Origin of the sequence: Paenibacillus sp. FSL L8-0340 (assembly GCF_038593145.1) — a bacterium.
Lineage (GTDB): Bacteria > Bacillota > Bacilli > Paenibacillales > Paenibacillaceae > Paenibacillus_AQ.
In genome coordinates this window covers 840263-866400 of record NZ_CP151967.1, presented here as the reverse complement: position 1 = coordinate 866400, position 26138 = coordinate 840263, and the positions used below count along the sequence as shown (strand labels likewise).

Annotated in this window: 24 protein-coding genes and 1 pseudogene; 7 read left to right on the top strand and 18 right to left on the bottom strand. The window is 47.6% G+C overall.

Annotation, left to right across the window (positions count from 1 at the left end):
- Positions 1-15: 15 nt before the first annotated feature.
- The 3 genes from NST07_RS03950 to NST07_RS03940 are packed head-to-tail and all read right to left on the bottom strand — an operon-like array spanning position 16 to position 1701.
- Complete coding sequence (locus NST07_RS03950; RefSeq protein ID WP_341089808.1) at positions 16-750, bottom strand: aminoglycoside phosphotransferase family protein; 735 nt, start codon at positions 748-750, stop codon at positions 16-18.
- Between the two features lie 23 nt (positions 751-773).
- A complete protein-coding gene (locus NST07_RS03945; RefSeq protein ID WP_341089807.1) occupies positions 774-1328 on the bottom strand; it encodes a DUF1700 domain-containing protein in 555 nt (184 codons plus the stop codon).
- A gap of 49 nt (positions 1329-1377) precedes the next feature.
- Positions 1378-1701 carry a helix-turn-helix transcriptional regulator gene (locus tag NST07_RS03940; protein WP_341097542.1) on the bottom strand — a complete coding sequence of 108 codons (324 nt, stop codon included), beginning with the start codon at positions 1699-1701 and terminating at the stop codon, positions 1378-1380.
- Positions 1702-1936: 235 nt separating this feature from the next.
- Here NST07_RS03940 and NST07_RS03935 point away from each other — a divergent pair, with 235 nt between their 5' ends.
- From NST07_RS03935 to NST07_RS03915, 5 genes are all read left to right on the top strand, one after another.
- Entirely contained in the window at positions 1937-3712 is a 1776-nt protein-coding gene (locus tag NST07_RS03935) for an ABC transporter ATP-binding protein (RefSeq protein WP_341089806.1), read from the top strand.
- A complete protein-coding gene (locus NST07_RS03930) occupies positions 3699-5474 on the top strand; it encodes an ABC transporter ATP-binding protein (protein ID WP_341377307.1) in 1776 nt (591 codons plus the stop codon). The genes NST07_RS03935 and NST07_RS03930 overlap by 14 nt, the downstream gene beginning before the upstream one ends.
- A 212-nt stretch (positions 5475-5686) precedes the next feature.
- Entirely contained in the window at positions 5687-6256 is a 570-nt protein-coding gene (locus NST07_RS03925; protein WP_038585932.1) for a TetR/AcrR family transcriptional regulator, read from the top strand.
- A gap of 11 nt (positions 6257-6267) precedes the next feature.
- Positions 6268-6771, top strand: coding sequence for a flavodoxin family protein (locus tag NST07_RS03920; protein WP_341089804.1), 504 nt, complete (start codon positions 6268-6270; stop codon positions 6769-6771).
- Complete coding sequence (locus NST07_RS03915) at positions 6768-7406, top strand: hypothetical protein (RefSeq protein WP_341377306.1); 639 nt, start codon at positions 6768-6770, stop codon at positions 7404-7406. Before NST07_RS03920 ends, NST07_RS03915 begins: the two co-directional genes overlap by 4 nt.
- A gap of 67 nt (positions 7407-7473) precedes the next feature.
- Here NST07_RS03915 and NST07_RS03910 read toward each other — a convergent pair whose 3' ends face one another.
- The 6 genes from NST07_RS03910 to NST07_RS03885 all read right to left on the bottom strand — a co-directional run bounded on the left by NST07_RS03910 (position 7474) and on the right by NST07_RS03885 (position 17287).
- On the bottom strand, positions 7474-7719 hold the full coding sequence (locus tag NST07_RS03910) for a hypothetical protein (RefSeq protein WP_341377305.1): 246 nt from the start codon (positions 7717-7719) through the stop codon (positions 7474-7476).
- Between the two features lie 6 nt (positions 7720-7725).
- A complete protein-coding gene (locus NST07_RS03905; RefSeq protein WP_341377303.1) occupies positions 7726-9276 on the bottom strand; it encodes a glycosyltransferase family 39 protein in 1551 nt (516 codons plus the stop codon).
- Positions 9277-9480: 204 nt separating this feature from the next.
- A complete protein-coding gene (locus NST07_RS03900; RefSeq protein WP_341089799.1) occupies positions 9481-11028 on the bottom strand; it encodes a HAMP domain-containing sensor histidine kinase in 1548 nt (515 codons plus the stop codon).
- Entirely contained in the window at positions 10997-11695 is a 699-nt protein-coding gene (locus NST07_RS03895) for a response regulator transcription factor (RefSeq protein WP_341089798.1), read from the bottom strand. Before NST07_RS03895 ends, NST07_RS03900 begins: the two co-directional genes overlap by 32 nt.
- 32 nt (positions 11696-11727) lie before the next feature.
- On the bottom strand, positions 11728-13725 hold the full coding sequence (locus NST07_RS03890; RefSeq protein ID WP_342481108.1) for a serine hydrolase domain-containing protein: 1998 nt from the start codon (positions 13723-13725) through the stop codon (positions 11728-11730).
- A 196-nt stretch (positions 13726-13921) separates the two neighbouring features.
- Entirely contained in the window at positions 13922-17287 is a 3366-nt protein-coding gene (locus NST07_RS03885) for a HEAT repeat domain-containing protein (protein ID WP_342481107.1), read from the bottom strand.
- A gap of 216 nt (positions 17288-17503) precedes the next feature.
- Between NST07_RS03885 and NST07_RS03880 the strand changes: the two genes are divergently transcribed.
- A complete protein-coding gene (locus NST07_RS03880; RefSeq protein ID WP_341089795.1) occupies positions 17504-17713 on the top strand; it encodes a helix-turn-helix transcriptional regulator in 210 nt (69 codons plus the stop codon).
- A complete protein-coding gene (locus NST07_RS03875; protein WP_341089793.1) occupies positions 17710-18033 on the top strand; it encodes a DUF2178 domain-containing protein in 324 nt (107 codons plus the stop codon). Before NST07_RS03880 ends, NST07_RS03875 begins: the two co-directional genes overlap by 4 nt.
- Before the next feature lie 89 nt (positions 18034-18122).
- Here NST07_RS03875 and NST07_RS03870 read toward each other — a convergent pair whose 3' ends face one another.
- From NST07_RS03870 to yaaA, 9 genes and pseudogenes are all read right to left on the bottom strand, one after another.
- Positions 18123-18857 (bottom strand): ABC transporter permease, encoded by a 735-nt coding sequence (locus tag NST07_RS03870; RefSeq protein ID WP_341377299.1) that lies wholly within the window; start codon positions 18855-18857, stop codon positions 18123-18125.
- A 17-nt stretch (positions 18858-18874) separates the two neighbouring features.
- On the bottom strand, positions 18875-19582 hold the full coding sequence (locus NST07_RS03865) for an ABC transporter permease (RefSeq protein ID WP_342481106.1): 708 nt from the start codon (positions 19580-19582) through the stop codon (positions 18875-18877).
- Positions 19579-20490 carry an ABC transporter ATP-binding protein gene (locus NST07_RS03860; protein ID WP_342481105.1) on the bottom strand — a complete coding sequence of 304 codons (912 nt, stop codon included), beginning with the start codon at positions 20488-20490 and terminating at the stop codon, positions 19579-19581. The genes NST07_RS03865 and NST07_RS03860 overlap by 4 nt, the downstream gene beginning before the upstream one ends.
- A gap of 128 nt (positions 20491-20618) precedes the next feature.
- Positions 20619-21716, bottom strand: coding sequence for a HAMP domain-containing sensor histidine kinase (locus NST07_RS03855; RefSeq protein ID WP_342481104.1), 1098 nt, complete (start codon positions 21714-21716; stop codon positions 20619-20621).
- Entirely contained in the window at positions 21713-22426 is a 714-nt protein-coding gene (locus tag NST07_RS03850) for a response regulator transcription factor (protein ID WP_341089788.1), read from the bottom strand. Before NST07_RS03850 ends, NST07_RS03855 begins: the two co-directional genes overlap by 4 nt.
- 173 nt (positions 22427-22599) lie before the next feature.
- Complete coding sequence (locus NST07_RS03845) at positions 22600-23169, bottom strand: GNAT family protein (RefSeq protein WP_342481921.1); 570 nt, start codon at positions 23167-23169, stop codon at positions 22600-22602.
- A gap of 219 nt (positions 23170-23388) precedes the next feature.
- Positions 23389-23976 (bottom strand): annotated as a pseudogene (locus NST07_RS03840) (aminoglycoside phosphotransferase family protein); the annotation flags it as partial.
- A 119-nt stretch (positions 23977-24095) separates the two neighbouring features.
- On the bottom strand, positions 24096-25013 hold the full coding sequence (locus NST07_RS03835) for an AraC family transcriptional regulator (protein WP_342481103.1): 918 nt from the start codon (positions 25011-25013) through the stop codon (positions 24096-24098).
- A 187-nt stretch (positions 25014-25200) separates the two neighbouring features.
- The gene (gene yaaA, locus NST07_RS03830) at positions 25201-25989 is read right to left on the bottom strand and encodes a peroxide stress protein YaaA (RefSeq protein WP_341089773.1); all 789 of its coding nucleotides are present in this window, start codon (positions 25987-25989) and stop codon (positions 25201-25203) included.
- Positions 25990-26138 lie beyond the last annotated feature (149 nt).

Here is a 26138-nt window from a genome sequence, read left to right as displayed (position 1 = left end):
AGAGTGCTCCCCCGGCTATTCGTCGGGGCACTCTCCCGCTCTCGCCGCGATAATAACGGACAGATAATCTTCTATCATGCTTCGGCTAATATTCATTTCGTTAAGATATAAATCGGCCAGTGTTTTTTTGAACCGCAACAGCATCTCCCGGTCTTCAGCAGCTTCGGGGACCGGAGTATACTGTACCAAAAACACTGTTCTCGCCACATCATATAGTAAATCTCCATGACACACGTTCATGAAGTCAATAACAACGGGCTGCCCGCTTACGAGCAATATATTACCGGGATGAAGATCGCCATGGCAAAGGGTGTCTCCATCCTTAAGTTTATCCAGAATCCCGCATATTTGTCCGTGATCCATTCTTTTAGACAACGGAACATTTAATAGATGATATTTTAGAAATTCTTTGTAATTCAATACATCACTGACTTTGTTCTGAAGGATTGTCTTATGCAGTCTTGCCATATATTCAGCGCAGCTCTGAAGGTCGCCTGTCCTCAAAACCCAATCCAACAGGGATTCGCCATCCACCTTCTCATATATAATGCCCATGCGCTCTTCGCAGCTAATCATTTCATAGGCCTTTGCTTTGGCAAAGCCCATATCATTGATCATTCTGGTGTTTTGAAACTCTGTTTCCACATCACTTTGGGGGTAACCCGCAGCGAAAAGCTTAAGCACTTTCCCTTCTTCCCATTCATATACGGTCGCCGTATTCCCCTCACCAATGATCTTCCCATATGTCATTTAGACCACACCGCCTTTTCATATTAATTTTTGCGGGGAATGAGCCGGCTGTATTGTCTGGAGAGAAACTTCATATAGATCAGCAAGTATTTGCGGCTGATGAAGGCAATCCCACCAACAAACAGGCTGAACAGAAGGGCAACAGGGATGCTCCACGCGTAGGGAACATCGTATCCGTTGCCCAGGTTCATATTGATCCAGGAAACGCCAAAGCTGCGGATCACCCCTGCCAGTAAGATCAATACTGCGCTAAGGCCAAAGCCATAAGCGACAGTAGCCAGGATCGGAATAATCATGATACTCAGCAATCCGGTAGTGCAATAAAAAGTCACCATCTGCCACAGGGTTTTCAGCGACAGCCCCCCGCCCCGGCCCATCATATATTCACTTTGGTAAGCCTTGGCCAGCTTGCGCGGATTGCCGAGTCGAGCCAATATGACCGCCTCCGGCTGGCCGCTCGCCATGCCGTCGGCTATGCTGCTTTCAATTTCCCGGACAGCATCTACCCGTTCCTCCTCAGGCAAAAAATCCAATGCCTCATAAAACCTGCGAAGATAATCATTCGAGTTTGTCTCCATTTGTGTTTCCCTCCAACTGAACATGTATTTACCGAACCTGATTACCTAATTAATACCGCTGAATTTGCCCGATAGCACCTACAACCTTGCTCCATTCCTCTGTCATGGAAGCAAGCAGCTCTCGTCCAGGCGGGGTGAGCGAATAATATTTGCGGCGCGGACCGGTCTCCGACTCCTTCCAAAAGGCTTCTAAATAATTCTCCTTAAGCAGCCGCCGCAAAAGAGGATAAAGCGTCCCTTCATTAACGGCCAGCACCTCCCATTGACCCAGCGCCATTACCAGCTCATAACCGTAACGGGGCTGGCTGCTGATCAGCTGCAGGATGCAATATTCCAGCAGCCCCCGGCGCACCTGAGAAATCCATTCCGACATATCCAAAGCCATCCCCCCTTACACTACTATAATACCACACAGTACTGTGCGGCGTACACTAGTCAACAAACTTTATTTTCCTGTTTTTTCTATGACTGTCCAAAGAGTTCAATCGATTGTAACAAGAAAATATTCCAGTAGCCGATACTTGGCCGTTTGATAATGTTATAATCACCTTGATTTATTCATTCTTTTTCCAGCAAGAGTGAAAGAACATTCAGAAACAGGTGATTAGATGTTCGAACTAAAATGGCTGTGGCAGAACCTGGAGGGAAACCGTACGCGGTACATTCTGGCGCTCTGCCTCTCGGTGGTAGGCTCAAGTCTTACGATCGTGAATCCGTACATCAGTCAGCGCATTGTCGACACGTTCATAGCCGGCGACAATGCGCAGCAGAATCTCACACAAGAGCGGGGGCTCTTGATCGCGCTCTGCCTGGGCATGATCGGCTTTTCCCTGCTCCGCACCGGTCTTGCTTATTTGACAACCATGCAGTACGAAAAGTCCTCGCAGAACATGATGTACAACATCCGTATTTATTTGTACAACAAGATCCAGGGACAAGACAGGGAATATTACGACCATAACCGCACCGGCGACCTCATGACCAAGATGACCGGCGATCTGGACATGGTCCGGCACTCTATGGCATGGATTTTTAAGACGATCATTGAATCGTTAACGATTTTCCTTGCTGCCGTTATCTATTTTTTCACAATAGATGCGGAGTTAACGCTGTGGATGCTTATCCTGTCGCCACCGATTTTTATCGTGGCCTTCATTTTCGCCAAACGCGTCCGTCCGATGTATATTGACCTGCGCGAGCGGCTGTCCCAGCTTAACACCACTACACAGGAGAATATTTCAGGCAACCGTGTAGTCAAGGCTTTTGCCCGCGAGGAGTTCGAGATCGAAAAATTCACAGAGAAGAATGTCAACTATTCAACAGCTAACAAAAAGGCTGCCCTGGTATGGCTTGATTACTTTCCTTATCTGGAATCCTTCGCACAGGGCTTCAACGTCATCCTGATGCTGGCCGGCGGGCTGTTCCTTATGGAAGGCCGGATCACTTTTGGTGAATTCGCTGCCTTCTCTTCGCTCATCTGGGCCATATCCAACCCGATGCGCAACATTGGGATTATTATCAACGACATTCAGCGCTTTTTTGCCAGCTTGACTAAAATCATCGACATCTATTATGCCCGGCCTAATATTGTAAACGAACATAAGTCCATACAGAAACGCCGTTACGAAGGCCGCATTGAGTTCGATCAGGTGCGTTTCAAATATGATAGCGCTACCGTGCTGGACGATGTCAGCTTTACAGTTGAACCCGGTGAAACGATAGCGATCATGGGCTCGACGGGATCGGGAAAAACGACAATCATCAACCTGATCCCCCGCTTCTACGACGTATCCGCAGGACGTGTGCTGGTAGACGGCGTGGATGTCCGCCAGCTTGAGCTCGATGAGCTCCGCGACAATATCGGCATGGCAACCCAGGATGTACTCTTGTTCTCCGATACCATCGACGGGAACATCGCCTATGGCGACCCCGATCTTCCGGAGGAAGAGGCCATGTCCTATGCCGGGCTCGCAGCTGCCCACGATTTCATCTCCAAAATGCCCGAAGGGTATGACACCGTTGTCGGGGAACGTGGGGTTGGACTGTCCGGAGGGCAAAAGCAGCGTATTGCGCTGGCGCGGGCCTTGGCGGTCCACCGTCCTATTCTGATTCTGGACGATACGACTTCTGCCGTTGACCTTGAGACGGAGGAACACATTCAGAAAAGTCTGCGCGAGCTGGATTATCCCTGCACGAAGATCATTATCGCGCAGCGGGTGTCTACTACCTCGCAGGCTGACCGCATTCTCATTCTGGATGGCGGACGCCTGATTGAAGAGGGTACCCACGCCGAACTGCTGGCGAAACGGGGCTACTACTACGATGTGTTTATGCTGCAGAACGAGGGTATTGGAAGGCTGGTGACCGCTAATGGCAAGGAATAAATTCGACGTCGATGAGAATCTGGAATCGCCGTTTAATATCAAACACTTCCGTCGTGCAATGGTGTATATCAAACGGAAGAAAAAGCCCATGATCTTTGCGTTTGTGCTCAGCGCGATTTCAGCGGCCATTTCACTGTCCGCTCCACTGATCATGCAGCATGTCGTCGACGTGACCATTCCCGCCAAAGCCAAACTTCCGCTGCTGGGCTGGTCCGCGCTGATGCTTGTGACTATCGTGGTCAGTGTTATTCTGGCTACCTATCGCTCACGCATCATGACAAGCGTCGGACAGGACATTATTTTTGACATCCGCACGGATTTGTTTAAGCATCTGCAGGATTTGCCTTTCAAATATTATGATGACCGGCCGCAGGGCAAAATCCTGATCCGGGTCGTGAATTACGTCAATTCGGTTTCGGATGTGCTGTCCAACGGTATTATCAACTTTGTTCTGGAAATCGTGAATCTGGTCTTTATCGCCGCATTCATGTTCGCCGTCGATGTACGGCTCTCGTTCGTTATTCTGGCAGGACTGCCCGTATTCTTCGGCATCATGCTGCTGATCAAAACCCGGCAGCGCCGGGCATGGCAGGCGGTGTCCAACAAAAGCTCCAATCTGAACGCCTACCTGCAGGAAAGCATCAGCGGCATCGGCGTCACACAAATGTTCAACCGGGAACAGCGCAATGAGGGGATTTTTACGCGTCTGGCCGGCAATTTCCGCAAGGAATGGATAACAGCAGTGCGTTTCAACATGCTGATCCCGTTTAGCGTTGACAACCTGAGCACCATCGTTACAACGATGATCTTCCTGGTGGGTCTCCTGACACTGGACCCTGTAAATGTCACCTTTGGTGTGATTCTTGCCATGAGCAGCTATGCAGCCCGCTTCTGGCAGCCGATTCTGAATCTTTCGAACCTGTACAATAACTTTATCAATGCCGTCGCCTACCTGGAGCGTATCTTCGAAACGCTGGATGAGCCGGTTACCGTCAGCGATATTCCGGATGCGAAGGCACTGCCGCCTGTACAGGGCCATGTCACCTTCGACAACGTAACCTTCGCCTATGATCCGGGGCTTAACATTCTGGAGAATATCTCCTTCGATGTACTGGCAGGACAAAGCATCGCCCTGGTGGGACCGACAGGCGCAGGCAAAACAACGGTCGTCAATCTGATCTCCCGCTTCTACAATCTTACTGGCGGCAGGATTCTTATGGACGGACAGGATATCTCGCAGGTTACGCTGAAATCCCTTCGCGGCCAGATGGGGATCATGCTGCAGGACAGCTTCATTTTCTCCGGGACCATCCTGGATAATATCCGTTACGGCAAACTCGATGCTACCGAGGAAGAAGTGATCGCTGCGGCCAAGACCGTTTGTGCCGACGAATTCATCCGTGAGTTTGATCAGGGTTACCTGACAGAGGTTAATGAACGTGGCTCCAAGCTCTCGCAAGGACAGCGGCAGCTCATTTCGTTCGCCAGAACGCTGCTGGCTGATCCGCGCATTCTGATCCTGGATGAAGCGACTTCTTCCATCGACGCGAAAACTGAACGTCTGCTCCAGAAGGGCCTCAATGAGCTGCTCAAGGGACGCACCTCGTTCATTATCGCGCATCGCCTGTCCACCGTAAAAAACTGCGACCGCATTATGTATGTCGCAAACAAAGGTATCGCGGAAAGCGGGTCGCATGACGAGCTTATAGCACGCAAGGGCCACTATTACCGGCTTTATACGGCACAGAAGATGGAAGCATAGCCACTAAATCAAACTTAGACATTATTCTATAGCTGTCAAATCCCTTTCAGGAATCTGGAAGGGATTTTTTTATGGATATAGAATGTTCCTCTCACCTAAACGCGGAGTTTGACACAGCTGAATTCTAAAACTGATTTCGCATCTTAACACTGTAAAGATTATATGCTACAATCTTTACAGCGCTAAGATTAAGGGAAGGATGCATCCAGCACATGAAAGACAAACCCTATCACCACGGCAATCTGCGAAATCAGCTTATAGAAGCCGGCATCACACTTATTAATGAAGATGGTTTGAAGAGCTTTTCCTTGCGCAAGGTCGCAGCGAAATGCAGTGTCAGCCATACCGCACCGTACAGCCATTTTAAGAATATTGACGAATTGATCTACGCTATGGGCGAGCATGTCACTGCGCAATTCACGGACACACTGCGTACATCCATTCACGGAAAGGAGGGCACTCAGGAGGCGATTTCCTTGCTGGGGCAGGCCTACATTGACTTTTTCGTTGACCATCCGCAGTATTTTCAATTTCTTTTCTACCATTCGGACATCACCATTGACCTGGACCATTATAATTCGGATAATTATCCGCCGTTTGCTCTATTCCGCACAACAGCCTATCAGTTGTTTGAGAGCTTTGGCCTGCCGGAAGAAGAATATGCGAAGCAGCTGGTTGCCCTATGGTCAATGGTGCACGGAATGGCCTCACTGCTCACCAATAACGGGGTCCGGTATTCCGGAGATTGGCGGGATATCTTTACGCTCAAACCTGTATTTTAGGAGGATAACCCATGAAAATGATTATTCACGACTTGAATCCGCAACAATTTGCGGCATTGGTTGAAGACAACACCCCCGACGTAACTGTAATCTCCGACAATGGTACTATCCGTCATTGTATCGGCTGCTTCGGGTGCTGGGTCCGGACGCCTGGAGTCTGTGTTCTGAAGGACGGCTATAACAACATGGGGGAGCTTCTCTCGAAATGCGATGAACTGATGATTATCAGTAAATGTGAATATGGAAGCTACAGCCCTTTCATCCTCAATGTGTTGAACCGGAGCATTTCCTACGTGCTTCCTTATTTTGTAACCAAGAATGGTGAAACCCATCACCGCAACCGTTATGACCATGAATTTGCCCTGACCGTACATTTTTACGGTGAAGACATCACGGAAGCCGAGAAAGGAACAGCACAAAAGCTGGTCGCAGCAAATAGCTTAAATTTGTATTCCTCAGGGAATTTAGTCTATTTTCATAACGGCCTGCAAGCCGTCAAGGAGGTACTGGCATGAACATTGCAATGATCAACGGAAGCCCCAAGCTGCGAAAAAGCAATTCAGACCTCCTGCTGAAGACACTGGAACCGCTCATAAGCACCGGGCATGAAATCACCCATTATAACATTAACAAAAAACCGCTGACCCCCGGGCAATACAGCGAACTATGCGGCATGGATATATTGATTATTGCCTTCCCGCTTTATGTGGATGGAGTCCCGTCCCATCTATTCAGAATGCTTGTTACCCTTGAGGAATACATGAAAACGCGGCGTGAGAAGGATATTTACGTTTATACCCTGATGAACAATGGTTTTTTTGAAGGGAAGCAGAATCACATTGCCCTTGAGATCATTCAGAACTGGTGCATCCGTTCCGGTCTAATTTTCGGGCAGGGTCTCGGTCAAGGCGCCGGTGAAATGATGGACTTTATCGAGAAGGTTCCCCTTGGAACGGGCCCGCTTAAGAATCTGGGCAAAGCAATGGAAAGCCTGGCTCATAATGTACAATCGCAAAGTAAAGATGAATCTATGCTCTTCAGTCCAAATTTCCCGCGCTTCGCCTGGAAATTTGCCGCGACCCACTCTTTCTGGAACGCCACCGCCAAGAAGAACGGCCTGAAGAAGAAGGACATCCGAAGAACCCTATAGCTTGCCTTGGGATTACGCATGAGACTTCAGCGGCCTCCCGCAGCGGACAGTACAAGGCAGGGAGTGCTCACCGTCTCCCGCCTTGCCCGCCGTCCGTCCCTTGACTGCCGCTTCTTCCCGGACCCCCACCATTTATCCCCTGGCCGCCCCCACCCCGGTCCGTGCCGCCGTTCACTCCCGGGAACCCGTTCATTCTTGAGCCGGAGTCCGTTTTTGTGATTTTTTGAGCGGTTATGGCCTCGCATGAGGTGAGCACCAGTGAACAACCCAGCACTGCTGCAAGTAAGAAGATTGAGTATCTCTTGGTTCGCAACTTCAATCACCTCTTTCTGTTCAACATATAATCATATACGTCTTTGAATCCCATGTACGACAGCACGATCAATAGCGGATACACCGGATAGATATAACGGGACTTTATTTCCCACAGCAGATAGAATGCGATAAAACCCAGAACCACCAGAATTAAAGAGGTTTCCTCAAACCTTTTAGCCCTTATGCCGCCAAACAATCGAATGAGAATAAAGCCATACATCAGGAAATTCTGGACATACAGCACCCAGAGCAGACCGCTTCTATACTTCGAATCTCCTTTAAACAAATCCGTGGCAAAGGTAGTATAACTATAGCGGTCCATCACAAATCCGGCTCTCCCTCCGCTTCTGGACGATCCGTCATTTCCAATGCCGTATCTCTCCATCTGGTACGTCCCTTCTGTCCAGGTCCACACCAGCTTTCTATAATACATTTCGGCGAGTTCACCCAGACTGGCCTCAGAGAGCTTATCGCCGATGGATGCCTTGAACAGCTCTACGCTGTCAACTTTATTATAGTTTGCCTCTCTCTGGTATATATTGTAGCTCTGCTGATTGTCCCAGAACCCAAGGGTCTCCAGATTGATGCCCATATTCAGCCACATGTAGACGGGAGCGGAATTCTTGTTCACCGGCTCATCTACGACATGCGTTGCCTGCAGTACAGCATTCTGGGTCCAGCCGGGTACATTGAACAGCAATACTGTTATGCCTATAGAAGCTAAGGCCTTCTTAAGCCCAAGGGTCCGGATTCTGAAGAGCAGGCAGATCAGGACTGCAATCAGAAAGATCATCCCGGTGCTTCTGAAATAGTTGCCGATAGCCAGCAGAATGGCAGCCAGCAGGATATCCTTCATGGACATTCTTTGGAGGAACCTGACGGCAAAATATAAAGCGCTGGTCAGTAAAGCTGTAGCAATCACATCGTTATATATAAAATTGCTCATGAACAAGGAAGGAATATAGGTTGCAGCAATTATCAAAACCCCATAATCATTTTCTTTCGACCGGGCATTAAGCTCTTTATACAGCAAATAGACCATTAACGTTGTAACGAGCGAGAACAGGATGTTGAATATTTTGATCACCAGATAATTATCCGGAAATAAGAACAGTAATGTTTTCAGGTACAGGACCATGGAGAAATTAAACGGAAACATATACAGATATCCCCCCGTTTGAAAAGAGGAATAATCCTGCTCATACAGCATATCCATCGCCAGCGACAGCACCGTTTGCGAATCATCCGTCGGCATCCGGGGGAACAGGAAAATGATCACGAGCTGGATCGCAAACGAAAACAGCAGCACAGCCGGAATTACGATTTTCCTGCTGTACCGGTTAAGCTTTAAGCACATTCTGTACAGCACAAAGCTTACAGCCAGAACGGCCGCAGCCGCCAGGATAAACAGAACCCATTGTTGTTTCTCCAGAACCGTGGTATCACCGTACACAGAGTAGGTATACTTTGCCCGGATAAAAAAGGAGGATGCGATAAAAAGTCCTATACAGAAAGCAAGCAGGATATACAGTATTCTTTGAGTTCCCCTTACCATGGAAAACCTCCTATGCGTAATAGTTCAACGCTTTATATTCTCTTGCCCCGATTCATAGACGTATTATAAACACCCAACCTGAATATTCAATGAAAATCGGAAGGGTCGAAGTCCCCCGCCTAACAGAGCCCTATTGTGCCTTGTATCCAAAAAAAAGACGCTGCGGGGAGCAATTCCCCGAGCGCCTTCCAGCGTTCATGTAGTTCAGCTGTTGCACGGCGAACGCTCCAGTTCAATAATCATCCCTAGGCGTTCACCCTCGATCCGCGCGTCCAGCTTGCCCCCATGCAGCCTTATGATCTCGGCAGCAATGGACAGGCCCAACCCCGCACCTTCGCCGGCCCGCGACGAATCCCGCTTGTAGAATCGTTCAAACAACCGCTGCAGCTCCCCGCTGTCCATCGCTTGAGCCGGTGTGCTCCACAATTCCAGCCGTAACGGAATTGGACGGCGGCTCTCTGCCACCGGTTCCCGGAGGCGGATGACAAGCTCCGTATCTGCGCGGCTGTATTTGAAGGCGTTGGACAACAGATTTTCCAGCACCCGGACGAAAAGGTCAGCATCCACCTCCACATAAACCGACTGATCCGGCAGCAGCAGAACCGTCTCAATATGCGTGTCCCTGCTTTGGGGATGGTACCCCTCCACAACCTGGCGCAGCAGCTCCTGCATATTCACCCTGCTCTTATTTATTACCGGCAGTTTCCATTTCAGCTTCGAAATTTCAAAAAACTCATCAATCAGCTTCTTTAAGTACCCGGTCCGCTCCTCCAGAACCTCGACATACCGCTCCCTTTCCTGCTCACTGCCATACGATTTCTCTTTAAGCAAACTGAGAAACCCCATGATGGAAGTTAACGGCGTGCGCAGGTCATGGGAAATATTGAGCAAAAAATCCTTCTCCTTGCTCCGGCTTGCCACGATTTGCTCGGCCATATCATTCAGTGCTGCAGCCATCGTGGTAAGCTCATTGTTGTATTTTAACGGGATACGAGCCTGAAAATCAGTCGCATACAGCGTATGCGTGCCCCGTTCGAGAGTGCGCATATACCGGATTCTCCCCCGGACACCCAGATAAAAAAGCAGCAAAAACACAATAACACCCAGCAAAGATACAGGACTCTCGGTATAAGTAATCGTGCTTGCAGCCACCAGATAGAGCCCGTTTCCGAGCTTCCGCGTTTCCTGTAATTTCGTGCCGGAGCCGTTGTTATAGCTGATGCTGATGCCTTCCTTTGGTGAAAAGAAAACGATATTGTAGACCTGCTCCTCCTCGGGATTGCCGATCACGAAACCTCCAGCCTCCGGCGCAGGGGAATAATCTGCGGTAGACAGCAACGCCTTTCCCCCCGGCAATGTCTCCCCGGAGCGGACAATGACAACATGCGAATTGGCTTGAAGCAGCTCCCCCTGCCCGTTTACCACAGACACGACTACTTCCTCTGCAGCCCTAAAGCTTTTATTGTAGTCCAAGGGAAACTTGACCCGCAGCTCCTGCTCCAGCCGATGGGGAATAGCCGCCTCGCCTGCCCGGGCCTCCAGCCAAGCCGCCAGCGGATTGCCAACCTTCTCCCTGTAGCTCATCATCCGCTCCGCATCGGTCTGAGCCGGATAAAATAATGCCGAGCCTTTCAGAAAATGGGCTGTCAACGAAACTGCGACCAGCGTGGCTGCCAGTGACAGAATAAAAATCAGGACCAGTTCTCCGACTAGCCCTGTTTTAAGCTTCTTTGTCCACTTTATAACCAACACCCCAGACCGTTCTGATGTACTTGGAATTTTTGACGGTATCCCCCAGCTTGTCCCGCAGATTGCGGATATGGGTAAGCACGGTGTTGTCGCTCTCCAGATAGGTATCCTCCCAGACCAGCTCATAAATATCGCGTGAGGTAAACACCCGGCCCTTGTTCCTGGCCAGCAGCAGCAATATCCCATATTCTTTTGGCGTCATGTTGATTTCCACGCCATTTTTGGACACCGCATGCTCCTCCGGCAACAGAGTGAGATCCTTAATCTGCAGTTCCCCCGGGGCTACAGCCGTCTCTTCCGCAGCCGCCGGCCTGCGCTTTAAAATCGCCGAGATTCGCAAGGAAAGCTCCGTCAAATCAAAAGGTTTCGTCACATAATCATCGCAGCCGGCAATGAATCCCCTGATCTTATCCTCCTGCTGATCCTTGGCGGTCAGGAAAATTACCGGAACCTCCGAGATTTCCCTAATCCGGCCAATCAGGTCAAAACCATTCATGACCGGCATCATAATATCTAGTAAAATGAGCTGAAAGACCTCGTTCCGAATGTATTCCAGCGCCTTTTCCCCATCATAACAGGACAAAATGCAGTACCCTTCCCGTTCCAAAAATATTGATAAAAATTCCACAATCGTCCGGTCATCATCCACAATTAAAATCCGGGCGCCCATTTCGGCCAGCCGCCTTTCGTTCCCTGTCTCCTCTAAGCAATAAGCAGCAGCTTCATCAGATACATGTAAAAGATTCCGCTCGTTCCGGCCAGTCCCATTCCCAGTATGACCGTTGCGTCAAGGAGATGCAGTTTTTTGCTTCGCCCATATTTTACCGCAAATCCAGCCGAACACGCTATGCCTGCTGCGATCCCCGCTGCAAGGAGGTTGGCTGCCAGCAGCCAGTGGCCCTGTACCGCACGGCTTTCAGAGAAAACGCCCAGCATCGTAACTACCGCCGCACCAAGAATAAGCGGAGCTATAAGATAGGCAGGAAGCCTGTGCCGCAGGCACATCCGCTGGGGTCCCGATTTTTCGCGTCTGCAAATGGCAATCATTCCCGCTATAAGACCCAGCAATGCGCCAGCCAGCGCTACTTTCCAAGCCAATCCTCCCGCCCCTGCTTCCCAGGGATTCAGCTTAACAAACGCCTGGAAGGGCACTGTCGTATCCAGCACGACATATTTGCTCCCGCCTTCCCCTTCTTTAAGCACAAGATATTTATTGGCCTTTTTATTGTAAAAAATCTGCTTGCCAATCTGCGTGTATTGCCCGTTCAGCTCCTCACCCGCCGATTTCAGGGTAACCTCCCCTTGCTCACTGACGGCCACTTTTGGTGTAACCATCTGGTAACGCAGCTTGGAAACCCCCGGGCCCAGTCCCTCACTAATCACCATGGCGTATGTGCCCGCGTAGGCTTGAATACTTGCAGCGGGCTCTGTCGCCTCCCCGGTCGATTCGGCCAGCGGCTGATCCAGACTTACTCCGAAGAAGGAGTAGAACTGTTCCTCAAAGGCATCCCGGAAGGTCCCGTCGTCTCCTTCGTATTGGGAGTTACAGCCAACGAAAAACCCGAGTCCCTTGGACGGCATGATCGATATCAGACTGGAAAAAGCCTCAGTATCTCCGGGGTGAACCAGAATGGCAGGATTTTTGTAGTTTTGAAAAAAGCCATAGGCATAACCGGGCATTAGGGGATGCGTGGAATATTGCTGCGAGTACATCTGCTTGGCGGTATCTTGTTGTAAAATCGAGCTTTCCCCTTGGCCCCGACCCTGCAGATGGGCCAATACAAACTTGCTCATGTCGTCAGCGGTTGACCAGATGGAGCCGGCGGGGTAGGTCAAAACCTCCCCCTGCTTCATTTTTACAAACCCCTTATCATAAGAATATCCCTGGGCCAATTGCTGGTTCAAACGCTCCGGCGTAAGATAGGTCAAGCTGTTGTCCATATGCAGAGGAGCAAAAATATGCTGGCGGATATAATCATCGTAGGACAGGCCGCTTGCTCTTTCCACAATATATCCGGCGAGGGTGAAGCCTTCATTGCTATACTGCACCGCATCTCCCGGCGCCCTCACCAGCGGCGGCAGCAGCTTTTGCAGAGTCTGCTCCAGCGGAACCCGCTGCTCCGGCACCGTGTTCGACCAAGCCCCTTCGCGCTGTTCGGCATTGGCGAATCCCCCGGTATTGGACAGCAAATGTTTCATGGTTAGCGGAGTTTTGTACGAGTTGGCCACTTGCAGGGAATCCGGCAAATACTGGTTCACATCCGCCGCCAAGTCCAGCTTCCCCTGCTCCGCCAGCTGCATGGCTGCTGTAGCCGTAAAAACCTTGGAGACCGAAGCGATGCTGAAGCGGGTCTTGAGCGGATCTACCGGCACCTTGGCCTCCACATCCGCATAGCCGTAGCCCTTCTCCAGCCAGACAGCGCCATCCTTGACCACCGCCAAAGTTACGCCTGGCACATGGTACTTGTCCATTGCTGTCTTCATAAATTCATCGGTCTGCTGTTCATACCGCTCCCGTTCCCCGGAAGCGGCTGCTTCCTCATGCTGCTCCGGCGCGGTGGCCGCTGCAGACGATAGCGACTGCGCCTCCTTCGGCTGCACCTTCACCGCTTGTGCCTGCGCAGACTCCGGCTGCATCGCCACTGGTTGCGCCAAAATCGCCGCCACCAGCCCTATTTTGATCCATAACCCTGTTCTCATGCTCCCACTCCTGTCTCTATTAACACCCTATAGGACCATGGTACAACGGCAATATGGAGAAAAAAGCGGTATAAATCTAAAGAAAAAATAAAGCCGCGCACAATGCGCAATCCGGCGGATAACTACGATATCCAAATAGGCCATGAACTCTACTGACGTAGAAATTCATGGCCTTATCCGTTTACTATTATCAGAATTAATCAATTGCTGTCCAAATGTCTAACGCAAGGGAGCGAATCGCAAGGTTCGTGTGATTTCTATATAATCTTAAAAGCCGGGCACACTCCGGACTCCATAATAAAACATTTCCTGCAACCTCAAGCAAAGAAAGTCCAATAAACTGAGATTCATAACTATCTTCCGACCCTATAACATCTACAATTTCTAATAGGGTTTCTGGATTCCAGTAGCCTTTGCTGTCTTTTAAATTTTGCGCAACCTGCTTATAGGCATCGCCTAAACGATGTGGCTGATTTGAAATGCAATGAACTATTTTAGTTAGGTAAGCAACGGATTCCTGAACATTATTCCAGTCTATTGAGGCTACATACAATTTCATTACAACCTGCTTTAAGGTCTCATCCGCTGCCAGACAGTCAATAATACCCATATACAGAGGCACAAGGTTTACGCGAGTGTTCTTTGGCAAAGAGGTCAGTTGGTCAGCAAATTTCAACAGACGTTGCCTGTGAGGCAAATCTCTTTTGGCATTAGCATTCCAATCATCTCTTATTTCTACACTGGCCAAATCCTTAAACACACCAATTACCCTCTCATTGACCTTGCCATCACGGCTTGTTTCTGTCAGCGTGTTCATTGCAATATTCCATCTGGCGTTATCTTCTAAATCCAGAATAACCTTTGCAGCGGCAGCCGCAATGATTTCTTCATGTCCATTTGTCCAACGGACCATACTATTCAAGGCATATCTTCCAACATCCGGATCTGCATGACCGGCTATTCTAATGATTAATTCTAAATACCGGGATCTATAATTTACCGGAAGTTCATTGGGCTGTTGCAATAGTACACTTTTCGCAATATCACTTTGTGATGAAATGGCCATTTTGCTTAAAATCTTCCATCCGCATTCATCATCTAAAAGCTGTCTCGCAGCATGCCCTATGGCAATGATTACGTCCTTATGCGCATTAGGCTTTTCAAACTCGTTCATCAATAGCGGAATGCTGTCACTGCTTCTATAAGCACCCAGTAACCGGATGGCCTCTTTTCTGACAGTGATTTTAAGCTTGTCCCGGTTTAACAGTTCTTTAAGTATTGAAGTCAATACAGCCGGATTCACTCTACGAATGCATCTGGGTATCGAGTACATGGCTACACGGGCTCTGTCTCCATCTAAATTCTCGAGCAGAACGGGAAGTGCCTTTTCAGGTTCTTCCAAAAATGAAAGTGCATAAACTGCAGCTTCTACTACAGCTACTTCCTTATCTTTTAAATACCCTACCAGCTTATCCGGACTGACATCAGGCATTCTTGCCATTAGCTTTATAGCTGTTGAACGTTCATAAAAACTGCGTTTGGCATCTGACGCAATGCTTTCTATTGAGGTTCTAAAAGATTGTTGCTGACGCGGCAACCACCTATGGAACCCATCCGCAGCCGGCACAACATAAATGGTTTTCCCCGTTAAGAACCTGCCTTTAATAACCTCACCCGATATAAATGGATCCAGCCATTCTTGACGTTTCCGATGCAGATGCAGGAACACTTCGTTTACGGTAATAAACGATTTATCCAGGGTTAATAATTCTCTGACTCTCTCATCCCGTGTTTTAGGAGGGGCAAGCCAATGTCTTGCCGCCCGTACTGCGATAGAAGCTGTTTTCTCCTGTACCGCATCGCTTAGTAAATTTTGAAGCTTAGAGATGCCAAAGCCTCTTTTGCCAAAGGAGTCCGCCAGGCTGATCACCAAATTGTAGTCTTCTCTTCGATTTGCCGCCACAGCTAACGGATAAACCACTTCAAATATTCGCTCTTCTATACCCCGAGGTATATTTTCCTGGAAGGATGGAAGTGTAAGCTGTCCGCTCTGCTTGGCTAACTTTACGATCGTGCTTAAAGCGAACTTAAAGATCTCACTTCCGGGATTTACTGCATTAAACCGCATAATCACAAATGCTAATTCCTGAGTGGCAAACCTTGTAGCATAGGAAGTATCTCTAGCCTCAATAACACTATCAACGAGTAAAGTAAGCTCCTTTACATTCTCATCCGTAAACATAGATGCCGGACTGTTTGCAAGCTCTCTAATCACTGCAGATCGTACAGGATCCTGATCATTTTTGATGCGGCCTAAATACACCAAAGTCTCATTCATACCTTGTCTTGATAGCGCAGTACTTTTAATCAGCTGCACAAGTGCCATTGCGCGTTCATCTGCATTAGAGGCATATGCCGCTTTTTCAAGCAGCTCTCTTGAATGATGAATAGAACGGCAAGCTGAAATCCTAATCGTTTTGTCCCGGCTATCATAGATTTCACGCAGACCAAGCATTCGGGTTGCTTCCTTGTCGCGTAATGTATGCGGTAACTGATACAGTAATGTCTCTGGAAAAATGCGCTCTTTACGTTTGTCCTCTTCATAGACCGACTCAAAAATCGCTTTACGCTTTGAAGGAGCCATACACTCAAGCAATTTCGCTATATGTATGGGGGTATCTGCAAGCAGCTTGGCTAATTCAATCCATTGATCTATGGAAAAATATTTCCCCCTTCTTAAAACGCCATCCGGCACACCATGAGAGAGCAGGTCACTTCGCGACTCCTTCCGGGTTAGCAGCTTATACACTGCTTCAGGATAGATTCGGACTAATGTACCCAGATGTTTTTTAAGTACAGGATGGATGATACCCAGGGGTCCATGATTCATGGCACATTCGAGAATGAAATCCGGCTTTACCTTGCATAAAGCTTCGATAGCTGATGAAAATCTCCACCACACATATCCCTTTTCCCTAAGGGGGGTGCCTTCTAACGTTGTTTTAAAATACTCCGCAACGGCATCAAGATGACGGCTAGCGAATTTCTTCCAGTTGATAATGATATATCCAAGCTCTTCAAGCCATTTACTGACCGTTTCCTTAGAACATGCTGGCAGCAGAATAGAGGCCTCCTCCGCCCCCCATCGGGCATACACAACAGGCAGTAACCTCTCCGCTAATTCTTGACGATGGATAAATGAAATACTGCGCAGTACTTTGCGGCGGCAATCATGGGACAGCTCCGGGAGTTCACGTTCAATATCAATATCTGAAGCCACTTTGGCCAAAAGACCGGCTGCCTGATTTCTAATAGTAGCCATAGGATGCTTTAACGCAGACACAATAATCTTTGCATCCTGTGTGGCAATAGCCCCCATTAAAGCTAGCTGTGTCTCATAGACACCGCCTTTCAGTAATGAAGCGAGCAATTTTGAATATTGGGTGGATCCATGATTTTCACGGCCTAGTGTGACAATTTTATGGATCCTGTCTGAATAACCTAGTGAGTCTAATTCTTTAAGCAAACCTTTTTTATCCATTGGATCTTTTCTGAAAATCATAAGTCCCCTCCTTCACCTGTTCTTGTTCCATCCAAACTTTATTCTATATATATCAATCCATACCCTTTAAAAAAATCTCATACCATGCTTTCTTTTACATCGGCAAAAATCCATTAGATTATTATCTATAACGTATCCTTTTATTGACAATATGTAACTAGGTGGTTACAATGACAATGTAACTGGTTGATTACATATAGGAAGGAGTCCATTACATTGGTTACTAATCGTATTAAAGTTTTGAGAGCTGAACGAGACTGGACACAGGCTGATTTGGCAGAACATGTCGGGATTTCACGACAAGCAGTTATATCCATTGAAAAATATAAATATACACCTTCGTTGGAGTTGGCTTTCAAAATTGCCAAAGCATTTAATGTATCTATCAATGAAGTATTTGTACTTGAGGAGGATGAAAAATTATGATTTATCAATTCGTAATGTTAGTGGTGTTGGTCGTATTAGGTATATGCACTATTGCCCTTCCATGCTTCCAAGCTGTAAAAATGAAAGAATATAGAAATGATGAACGTTGGCAATTGGTTCAGAATAAGGCGAACCACGTGGCAATGCACTACTATAGTGCACTTGGCTTTGCAATTTGCATTGGAGTTTTTATAACAACAATCTTCGATATTCAATTTAGTATTGGTCTTGATAGAGTGTTGCTATATTCGTTAATTGCAATTTTTATGCGAAATGCAATTGAATTATTTTCCTTACGCCACTTTGATAAAGTTTTATAAGCTTTACAAAGACAGTTAATACGAAACCTTATTCGCAGACAAACTCCTTTGTTCCTAATGGAACTCAGGAGTTTGTCTTGTTCAAAAAGCTAGGCCCTGCGCATAAGCGAACGGCGTCCCGCCCAGATGTAAACAGCAGAGGTTACAGCCACAATGAGAATGAAGGGGATCACATCCAGCCGGGGCGACAAAGCCGTCCCCCTTGGATACATCGCGTAGTAGGCCGTTGTAGAAGGAAACCAGGCACCGATCGAGGCATGAAGCCCGGTAAGCACAATGTTGGCTATCACGATCGAAGCCGATAAAATCAATGAGGAAACAAACGACTTCAAGCGCATGGACACCCATAACTGCAGCGCCGCAAACGGCAGTATGGCCAGCCATCCCCCAACCGTACCGATGATCAATTCGGTAAAATCCAAATCGTCCCCCAATTGAAGCAGTACTCCCGCGAGCAGATATGATCCGGCAAAAAGCAGTTGAATCAACCCCATCAGCAGCATCAGCGTTCCCAATTTGGCATAATAGACACGGTAACGGGGAATGGGCAGACAAAACAGTTGTTTCCAGCCCCCGTTTGTATGCTCATAACGGCAGATAAAAGAAGCTAGTACCCCGGCATAAAGCGGATAAAAAAACAAACCGTGAAAGCTGGCCATATGCAGATAAAAGGTTTTCCATCCGCGCTCAAAAAAACCTACAAAATTCTCCGAATTTAAACTGTTCATTCCGAGCATCACAGTTCCCAGCGCACCGAGGAGGAACAGGATGAAGATGACGGAATACTGCAGCTTCATTCGTTCGGCTTTCATCAAATTTTCCATAATCACACCCCTGTTAATTAAAATTGTTTGTTTTTAAAATGCAAGGTCCCGGCGGCTAGCAGCACCGTTCCCAGGCCTGCACTGATGCCAATCCACCTCTCGGGATGTGCCATGAACGGACTGGACATCGTCGGATAGGCCCATGGCCACAGCCAGGTCCACAATGCTGCTCCGCTGTCCCGCGCTATGAATAGGCCAGAAACAGCGCCCAGGAAGCCGATGGACATCGGAATGGCCGGGTTCGAGAATTGGATAGACAGCCACATCTGCAGCCCCAGCACCGCAGTTGATGCGAGAAAGCTGTACATAATTTGCTTGATTAGAAGCTGGAACGGCAGCGGTTCGGAAGTGTAGCAAATCCAGAGCAGGATCAGGCCGGCAATAATCAGCAAGGCCGTACACAACAGCAGAAAAAGAACCCACAGCGCCTTGGCCCAATAAAGAACAGAGCGGGAAACGGGCAGGGTCAGCAGTTGCTTCCAACTATTGGATTCGTGTTCCAAACCGGCAATCATACCCGTGAGTAACGCGGTGTTTAGCAGCAATACGAAACCTAGAAACAAATACATCACATTAAATACGCTGTATACCCCTGCCGGGCCTTTGAAATAGAGATACCATTCCAGCGACATAAATGCGATGAACAGCCCGGCGCTGATAACCGGCAGCCAGCGGGCCGCAGGTTTGAGCCTCATGCCTTCGGCCCGCAGGGCCCGCCACATCATAAGCTTACTCCTTTTCCGGTCAACTCCATGAACAGCTCTTCCAGCGATTTGCTGCTTTCCCGTACATTCATAATCCCGTAAGGGCCCAGCAGTTTGAACAATTCTGCCTGCGACATACTGACATTCTCTGCTGAAATTGACAGCATATTGCCTTCCCGCTCCACGGCGAATCCTTGCAGCATTAGCGTGCGAAGCGCTTCCTCCGGCCGCTCCACTGCAAATCCCATGACTTTGCCCCTGCGCCGCTCCAGCATTTCTAGTGCTCCCTGATAGACGAGTTTGCCGCTGCTGATTATTCCGATCTCATCTGCAATCGTATCCACCTCGCTCAGCAGATGGCTGGACAGCATGATCGTCATTCCCTGATCATGGGCCAGTGACAGCATCAGATGCCGTATTTCTTGGATACCGGCCGGGTCCAGGCCGTTGGTCGGCTCATCCAGGATCAGCAGCTGCGGATCCCGCAGCAAGGCTGCTGCTATGCCGAGCCGCTGCTTCATACCAAGGGAATATCCGCTCACTTTACGGTTTGCACTGGACGTCAACCGCACAATTTCCAGCACCTCACCGATGCGCCGGTCGGGCAGCTTCAGCAGTGTGCTTAGTATTTTCAAATTTTTGTACCCGGTCAAATGCCCGTAATAGGATGGGTTCTCTACTAATGAGCCTACCTTGCGCAAAATGTCCTGACTGTTGCCCGGCATCTCTTGTCCAAAAATACGGATCGTCCCGCTATCGGCCCAGAGCAAACCCAGCAGCATTTTGATCGTTGTAGTTTTCCCTGCACCGTTTGGCCCTAGAAAACCGTATATTTTCCCCTCGGGAACCTCCAGGTTTACCTCATTCACCGACACCTGCTCGCCGAAGCGGCGGGTCAGCCCTTTTGTCTCCACTATAAGTTGTGGCATCTCCTGTCACCTCATATCTTTGATATAGGGACAATAATAGGCGCTGGAAGTAGCAGCGGGGTAAAGAAAAGTAAAAATTAAGTAAAAAAACAGGCCAACACCACAAAAAGCGGATGTCCGGCCTGCATTCAATAAAGAAAAAAAAGTGTGATTTGCGTTCCTTGCTGCGGTTTGCTATGTACAGCCATTTTGCCGCCATGCCTTGTTACAAAACCCTTTGCCAGCGCCATGCCCAGGCCGGAGCCCGCCAATCTGGCCCGCGCCGACAACATATTGTCCTCTGTTGCGTTCAGCCGCTCTAGCACCGCCGCATCGATTCCCGTCCCATTGTCGCGAATTTCGACCGTCAGTCCGTACTGATCCCAGCGTAGCCCGGTTTCAATATGGCACCCTGCGGGATTGTGAACCACGGCATTCCACAGCAAATTGTGCAGCGCCCGCCGAATCATGCGTTGATCGATATCAAGGTATTTCTCCCCGTCCGTATTGAAGGCAAAGGTATGCTGTGCAGCAAGCGGATGATCAGCAACATCGGTAACGATCTGCCTGATAAATTCTGCCATCTCCGTAGATTCCCGCGAGAGCGGAACCTCGCTGCCGTCCAGTTGATAGAAAGCATTCATATCTTCAATAAGCTGCTCTACCTGGATCGTCTTTTGTTCCATTAAGGAGCCGAACTGGATTATTTCCGCAGTAGACCACGCATATTGATCAGCGGCTGCAATCATGGAGCTGTAACCGCGAATATAGGCCAAAGGGGTTTTCAGATCATGCCGCACGCCCGCAATCCAGCTTTTTCGTTTCTCATCCAATTCGTGTCTTTCTTTCTCTGTTTGCTGCAGTGCAAGGGTCAACGTGGACAACTGCCCGATGATTTCTTTAAAGAGAGCATAAGGCAGCTTGAGCTGATTTCCGGGAATGGGGCGGCCGCGCCAATTACTCCGCGAAGGTTCGTCATATTGACCTTGTGCCAGCCGCTTCAGCCAGGTCAGCATATAAAAAATCGATTTCGTCAGGCTCCACAGATAGAAGACAAGCGCAGCCAGGCACACGATCAGGAAACTCCAGATTTGAAACTGTATGTACTCAAGGCCCTTCAGCCATGGAACCATTTGCCGCATAAAAATAAAAAGGATAAACAGAACAAGCCAGGCGGCGATAACACCTATAACCAGGGCAAGCAAAAAAAGCAGCAGCCGGAGGCCAACACGAACGACCCCTTTCATATTTGACCAGCCGGTACAGGGTTCGGTATAAATTTGTAGCCTAATCCACGGAAGTTGACAATGTAACGGGGCTGCTTCGGGTCCTGCTCTATTTTGTTTCTGATTTTGGAAATATAAATAACAACCGTTTTCTCATCGCCCAGCTGCATTTCACCCCAGACCTGTTCATAGAGCTGGGCCGTTGTAAACAGGCGGCTCGGATGCTCGGCAAAAAACAGCAGCAGCGCAAACTCCTTAGCCGTACAGTGAAGCTGCTGGCCGCGCACCGTCAACCCTCCGGTATCCTTGCTGATTTCAAAATCAGCAAAAGTATAACAGGCAGATGGAGCCTCCTGCTGATACAGTCTTCTTCTGGCAAGCTGGGCTTTGATCCGCGCCACCACCTCCAGGGAGTTGAACGGCTTTGTAATATAATCGTCCCCGCCCATCGCAAATCCGGTCAGCTTGTCATAATCGGCAGCCCGCGAAGTCAGGAATAAGATCGGGGCGTTTGTTTTTTTGCGCAGCTCCAGACACAGCTCGAAGCCGTTACAGTCCGGGAGCATCACATCCAGTAAAATTATATCCGGTTCCCGGCTGTCCAGCAGGCTCATCGCCTCCGCCCCGGTAGAAGCGGTAAGGACGGAAGAATACCCTTCCCTGGACAGCAGCAGTTCCAGCATGCAGGCAATTCCTGCCTCATCTTCTATAATCAAAATCGCATCGTTCATCGCCATTCCCTCCATTTTCCATCCTATTATACTGCAAAATGGTAAGGGTATCTTCCGAGTGTGTCAAACCCGCCTGGGATTGGGCTCAGGCCTTCAGAGTGAAGCACCGGCCTTTCAGGCCGGTGCTTCCGGTTGTCTCCACTGGCATGGAACCCGAATGGAGAAGCTTTTTATCATTTTACATAGTCTTTTTTTAAAATACTGTATATCTCTAAATCGACGATTCCTTTACCTGCCCATAGTGTCGCTTGTCTTAATGTTCCTTCTTTGATGAAGCTATTCTTCAACAATACCTTTTTTGAAGTCTCATTTTGAGGCATCACTTCAGCCTGAATTCTGTTGACGTTGACATCCCTAAACAAAAAATCGATTAATATTTTTACCGCTTCGCTAGCAATACCTTTGCCCCAATGTGCTTCCGACAAAAAGTAGCCAATCGTCACAGCATTTACCTTTTGATTAAAGTCGACAGCTTCAATAATTCCAAGCAACCGGTCAGGGTCAGGGCTGGCAAATATCCCCCACTTAACCCTTGATCTTTTATTATAATCTCTCTCGAAATGCCCGATCATGCTTCTCACAGTATCTTTATTGTGTTTGGGTATTATGCCACAGTATTCAAATACTTTGTCATTGTTATAGATTTCAAAGACTTCGTTAAAATGATGATCTTCAATCTTCTTCAATACGAAATTATCTGACTTCAGGCTAGGAAACTGCTCATAAACTGCTTCAATGTTCATTCCATCACCGCTCCATATCTTCTTTATAATTGATAAATCTCTAAACTCCAGCTCTTTTAAGAATGAATTTTGGGCTATTAACCCTTTTACCCTCTCTATCGTATTAATCCCTTTGGGTACGCCACCATTTCTATGAAGTAATATCCACCTAAGACAAGCCAACGCCTCAAAAACTTCAAGCTCATTCTGCTGAATATCATTATCTAACAGATAAGCGGAACGAAACACATGTGCATATCGCTCTGAGATGTATATTTTTTGTAGAGTAAGTGACCACGCAAAATCATATCTGGAATCCCCTAATTGTCCGTTCGTCCAATCAATTACGGTGTATCGGTCATTTTCCTCTAGAATATTTCCTAAATGGAAATCACCATGAATGATCCGATCCAGCTTCATTTGACTGATATGCACAAGAGAAATTAATGCGCTATTTAAGTCATCATGTTCCCTTACTCCAGGAAAAAAATAATCAATGAAATCGTACTTGGGTAGATGTATATTTCCAATCTCTTCTAAATGAATTTGATGTATCCTTGATAATATATTCGCAATCTCAATCATTTTCTTTTCATTCAGTTCGTTAACCGGCATCCCGTCAAAGGTAGTCAACAGCACCTTATCTGCATTTGGATTTACCCCCCAGCCCAATGGCTTAGAGACTGATAATCCTCTTTCAAAAAGGGCATTCAATAAATGAAATTGAAAACTAACATCAGGTCTTGAGCTCTTATTCCATACTTTCAATACAAAGCTCTCATGATCTGAACTTATCTTCATGACTTCAGCTTCAAATCCATGATCCATTGCATGTATGGTCAAGGTATTCTCTTGATTTAATAATTCCTCTATTTTTTCATTTTTTTCTACCCAATCCACGATCCCTATAGGAGATCCCAATCATCATCTTCCTTCCATACGGTTATTCATATTCTCTTCTTGACCGGTATATATAAATCAACTTTGCATTTCCCTTCCACATCTTTAGCAGGATCATTCATACAGAATTCTAGGCATGGCCTATCGTCGGCATCATACTCACTATCCGGTAACCATAGACTGAATACATTTTGATAGGCGAGAACAAATTTATCGATTGTGTCGTAGAATGGATATACAGCATACATTCCACCGGGTAATGTTTTGAATTCCACATGTTTTGTATGTCCGGATCTCTCGAATCCATTTGGCAATGTGACACAAGCATCGTAGCGGCAAGCAAATTCTTCTACGAGATTTCCATCATCCAACGATATGCCGATAAAATAATGATTGTTCGGAGTAAGTCCCTGCAAGCTTGCCCAACGTCCCAACTTGTCCCATGCAACATGAGTATCCATGTAACTCCCGACATGCCTAACATATGCCACTTCATATTCAGGAAGTTCTTTGATTGTGATCACGTTTTTCCACGCCCTCTTCAGAATGTGATTTCTCCCAATCCCATTGTAAGCCTCAAACTGGGAGAACTCTTCTTGCTTATTGCTGAAGTATAATGAAATATTGCGATTCTTCTTTACGCTATTTCTAACGTCACTTGGGGTCTTGCTATAGTGCTTCTTAAAGAGAGCATTGAAGGTGGATACCGATTCGAAACCGCATTGATTCGATATTGCCAAAATAGTCTTGTTAGTTTCAGCTAAAAGAAAAACAGCCTTTTGTAGACGCTCTTGATTTACAAACGCAACTGGAGTCACACCGACTATGGATGTAAATATTCTTGCAAAATGATATTTCGAAAAATTTGAAACGCCGGCCAAGTTATCGAGAGTGAGTTTTTGATTGCTATTTTCCTTAATGTATTTAATTACGTTATCAATTCTATTAAAATAGTCATTATTCATCTATCAATTCCCCAATATCTAAGTATTTATCATTTACTAAAATCAGATTACCAAAATTATACACTATTTGCACCCATTATAAGTGCTGATACATAAGTGAGAATGAACGGGGCTATTGCAGCAAAAAGCTCAAGCACCAGGCATATAGCCGCAGGCTTGAGCTTTTTAACTGTTTTAATTCCTTCAATCAATTTCCTGTTCCTGTGCGGACTTTATTACCACCAGTTTTCGTAGCTTTTTGTATAAACACATAGGTGCACTCATTTGACAACTCATCTACAAATTCGAAATCAAACCCGGTAAAACCTTTGATATCCTCCACGCACCTGATTTGCCGTTCAGCAATGAAGCGTACCATTTCACCCCGGGCCATCTTGACCAGGGTTGCTTTTTCGATCACCTTACCACCGATGTGCTGCCCGAATACACAAGTAACCATTCGAACATCTCTGCCCAGATAAGGGGAAATGCATTTGCTGTATTCCTTAGAGGCTAAATTCAGAATGCAGCCGCTCTCCGCAAGAAGCTGATCGGCCAGTTTTCTGCCCCAAAATCCATAAATCGAACTGAAGCCCGGTCCGGCCAGCTTGGCCTGCATTTCCAGTCTGTATGGAACAACCCCGTCAAACGGCCGGAGTATCCCGTAGAACCCTGACAAGATCCGTAAATGCTGCTGAAGATACTCCAGCTCTTCCGTTTGTAGCACCCCCGGTGCCATGTATTGGTACTGAATCCCTTCGTAGGCGAAGAGAGCAGGTACCAAATTGCGGGTTAAATCCATATTCTCAATCCGCTGGGCATTCAGCGTGGTGATAGCATCATTGCATTTCCATAGGGATTTTGCTTCTTCATAGTTCAGCTTTTTTAATGTGGCCAGCAGAATTTCCGACTCGTTTATAAACTGCGGCATCTGGCGGCTAGTAAAGACATCCGTGTCCGGCTTCATCTTTTTGGCAGGCGAAATAATAATTCTCATGTTGCTCCCTTTTCTTGCCCCGTGGGGAAAATAATGTACCCTTATCCTATCACAATTCACTCTCATAGGGCCTCCCTACTATTTATTAGCGATGGCGAACCGCTGCATTGCAGCAAAAAGCTCAAGCATCGGCAGTATAACCGCAGGCT

Bases quoted from the DNA above. Each gene is read 5' to 3' on its own strand.
- NST07_RS03950 (WP_341089808.1), bottom strand. From the start codon at position 750: ATGACATATGGGAAGATCATTGGTGAGGGGAATACGGCGACCGTATAT.
- NST07_RS03945 (WP_341089807.1), bottom strand. From the start codon at position 1,328: ATGGAGACAAACTCGAATGATTATCTTCGCAGGTTTTATGAGGCATTG.
- NST07_RS03940 (WP_341097542.1), bottom strand. From the start codon at position 1,701: ATGTCGGAATGGATTTCTCAGGTGCGCCGGGGGCTGCTGGAATATTGC.
- NST07_RS03935 (WP_341089806.1), top strand. From the start codon at position 1,937: ATGTTCGAACTAAAATGGCTGTGGCAGAACCTGGAGGGAAACCGTACG.
- NST07_RS03930 (WP_341377307.1), top strand. From the start codon at position 3,699: ATGGCAAGGAATAAATTCGACGTCGATGAGAATCTGGAATCGCCGTTT.
- NST07_RS03925 (WP_038585932.1), top strand. From the start codon at position 5,687: ATGAAAGACAAACCCTATCACCACGGCAATCTGCGAAATCAGCTTATA.
- NST07_RS03920 (WP_341089804.1), top strand. From the start codon at position 6,268: ATGAAAATGATTATTCACGACTTGAATCCGCAACAATTTGCGGCATTG.
- NST07_RS03915 (WP_341377306.1), top strand. From the start codon at position 6,768: ATGAACATTGCAATGATCAACGGAAGCCCCAAGCTGCGAAAAAGCAAT.
- NST07_RS03905 (WP_341377303.1), bottom strand. From the start codon at position 9,276: ATGGTAAGGGGAACTCAAAGAATACTGTATATCCTGCTTGCTTTCTGT.
- NST07_RS03895 (WP_341089798.1), bottom strand. From the start codon at position 11,695: ATGGGCGCCCGGATTTTAATTGTGGATGATGACCGGACGATTGTGGAA.
- NST07_RS03890 (WP_342481108.1), bottom strand. From the start codon at position 13,725: ATGAGAACAGGGTTATGGATCAAAATAGGGCTGGTGGCGGCGATTTTG.
- NST07_RS03885 (WP_342481107.1), bottom strand. From the start codon at position 17,287: ATGATTTTCAGAAAAGATCCAATGGATAAAAAAGGTTTGCTTAAAGAA.
- NST07_RS03875 (WP_341089793.1), top strand. From the start codon at position 17,710: ATGATTTATCAATTCGTAATGTTAGTGGTGTTGGTCGTATTAGGTATA.
- NST07_RS03870 (WP_341377299.1), bottom strand. From the start codon at position 18,857: ATGGAAAATTTGATGAAAGCCGAACGAATGAAGCTGCAGTATTCCGTC.
- NST07_RS03865 (WP_342481106.1), bottom strand. From the start codon at position 19,582: ATGATGTGGCGGGCCCTGCGGGCCGAAGGCATGAGGCTCAAACCTGCG.
- NST07_RS03860 (WP_342481105.1), bottom strand. From the start codon at position 20,490: ATGCCACAACTTATAGTGGAGACAAAAGGGCTGACCCGCCGCTTCGGC.
- NST07_RS03855 (WP_342481104.1), bottom strand. From the start codon at position 21,716: ATGAAAGGGGTCGTTCGTGTTGGCCTCCGGCTGCTGCTTTTTTTGCTT.
- NST07_RS03850 (WP_341089788.1), bottom strand. From the start codon at position 22,426: ATGAACGATGCGATTTTGATTATAGAAGATGAGGCAGGAATTGCCTGC.
- NST07_RS03845 (WP_342481921.1), bottom strand. From the start codon at position 23,169: ATGAACATTGAAGCAGTTTATGAGCAGTTTCCTAGCCTGAAGTCAGAT.
- NST07_RS03835 (WP_342481103.1), bottom strand. From the start codon at position 25,013: ATGAATAATGACTATTTTAATAGAATTGATAACGTAATTAAATACATT.
- yaaA (WP_341089773.1), bottom strand. From the start codon at position 25,989: ATGAGAATTATTATTTCGCCTGCCAAAAAGATGAAGCCGGACACGGAT.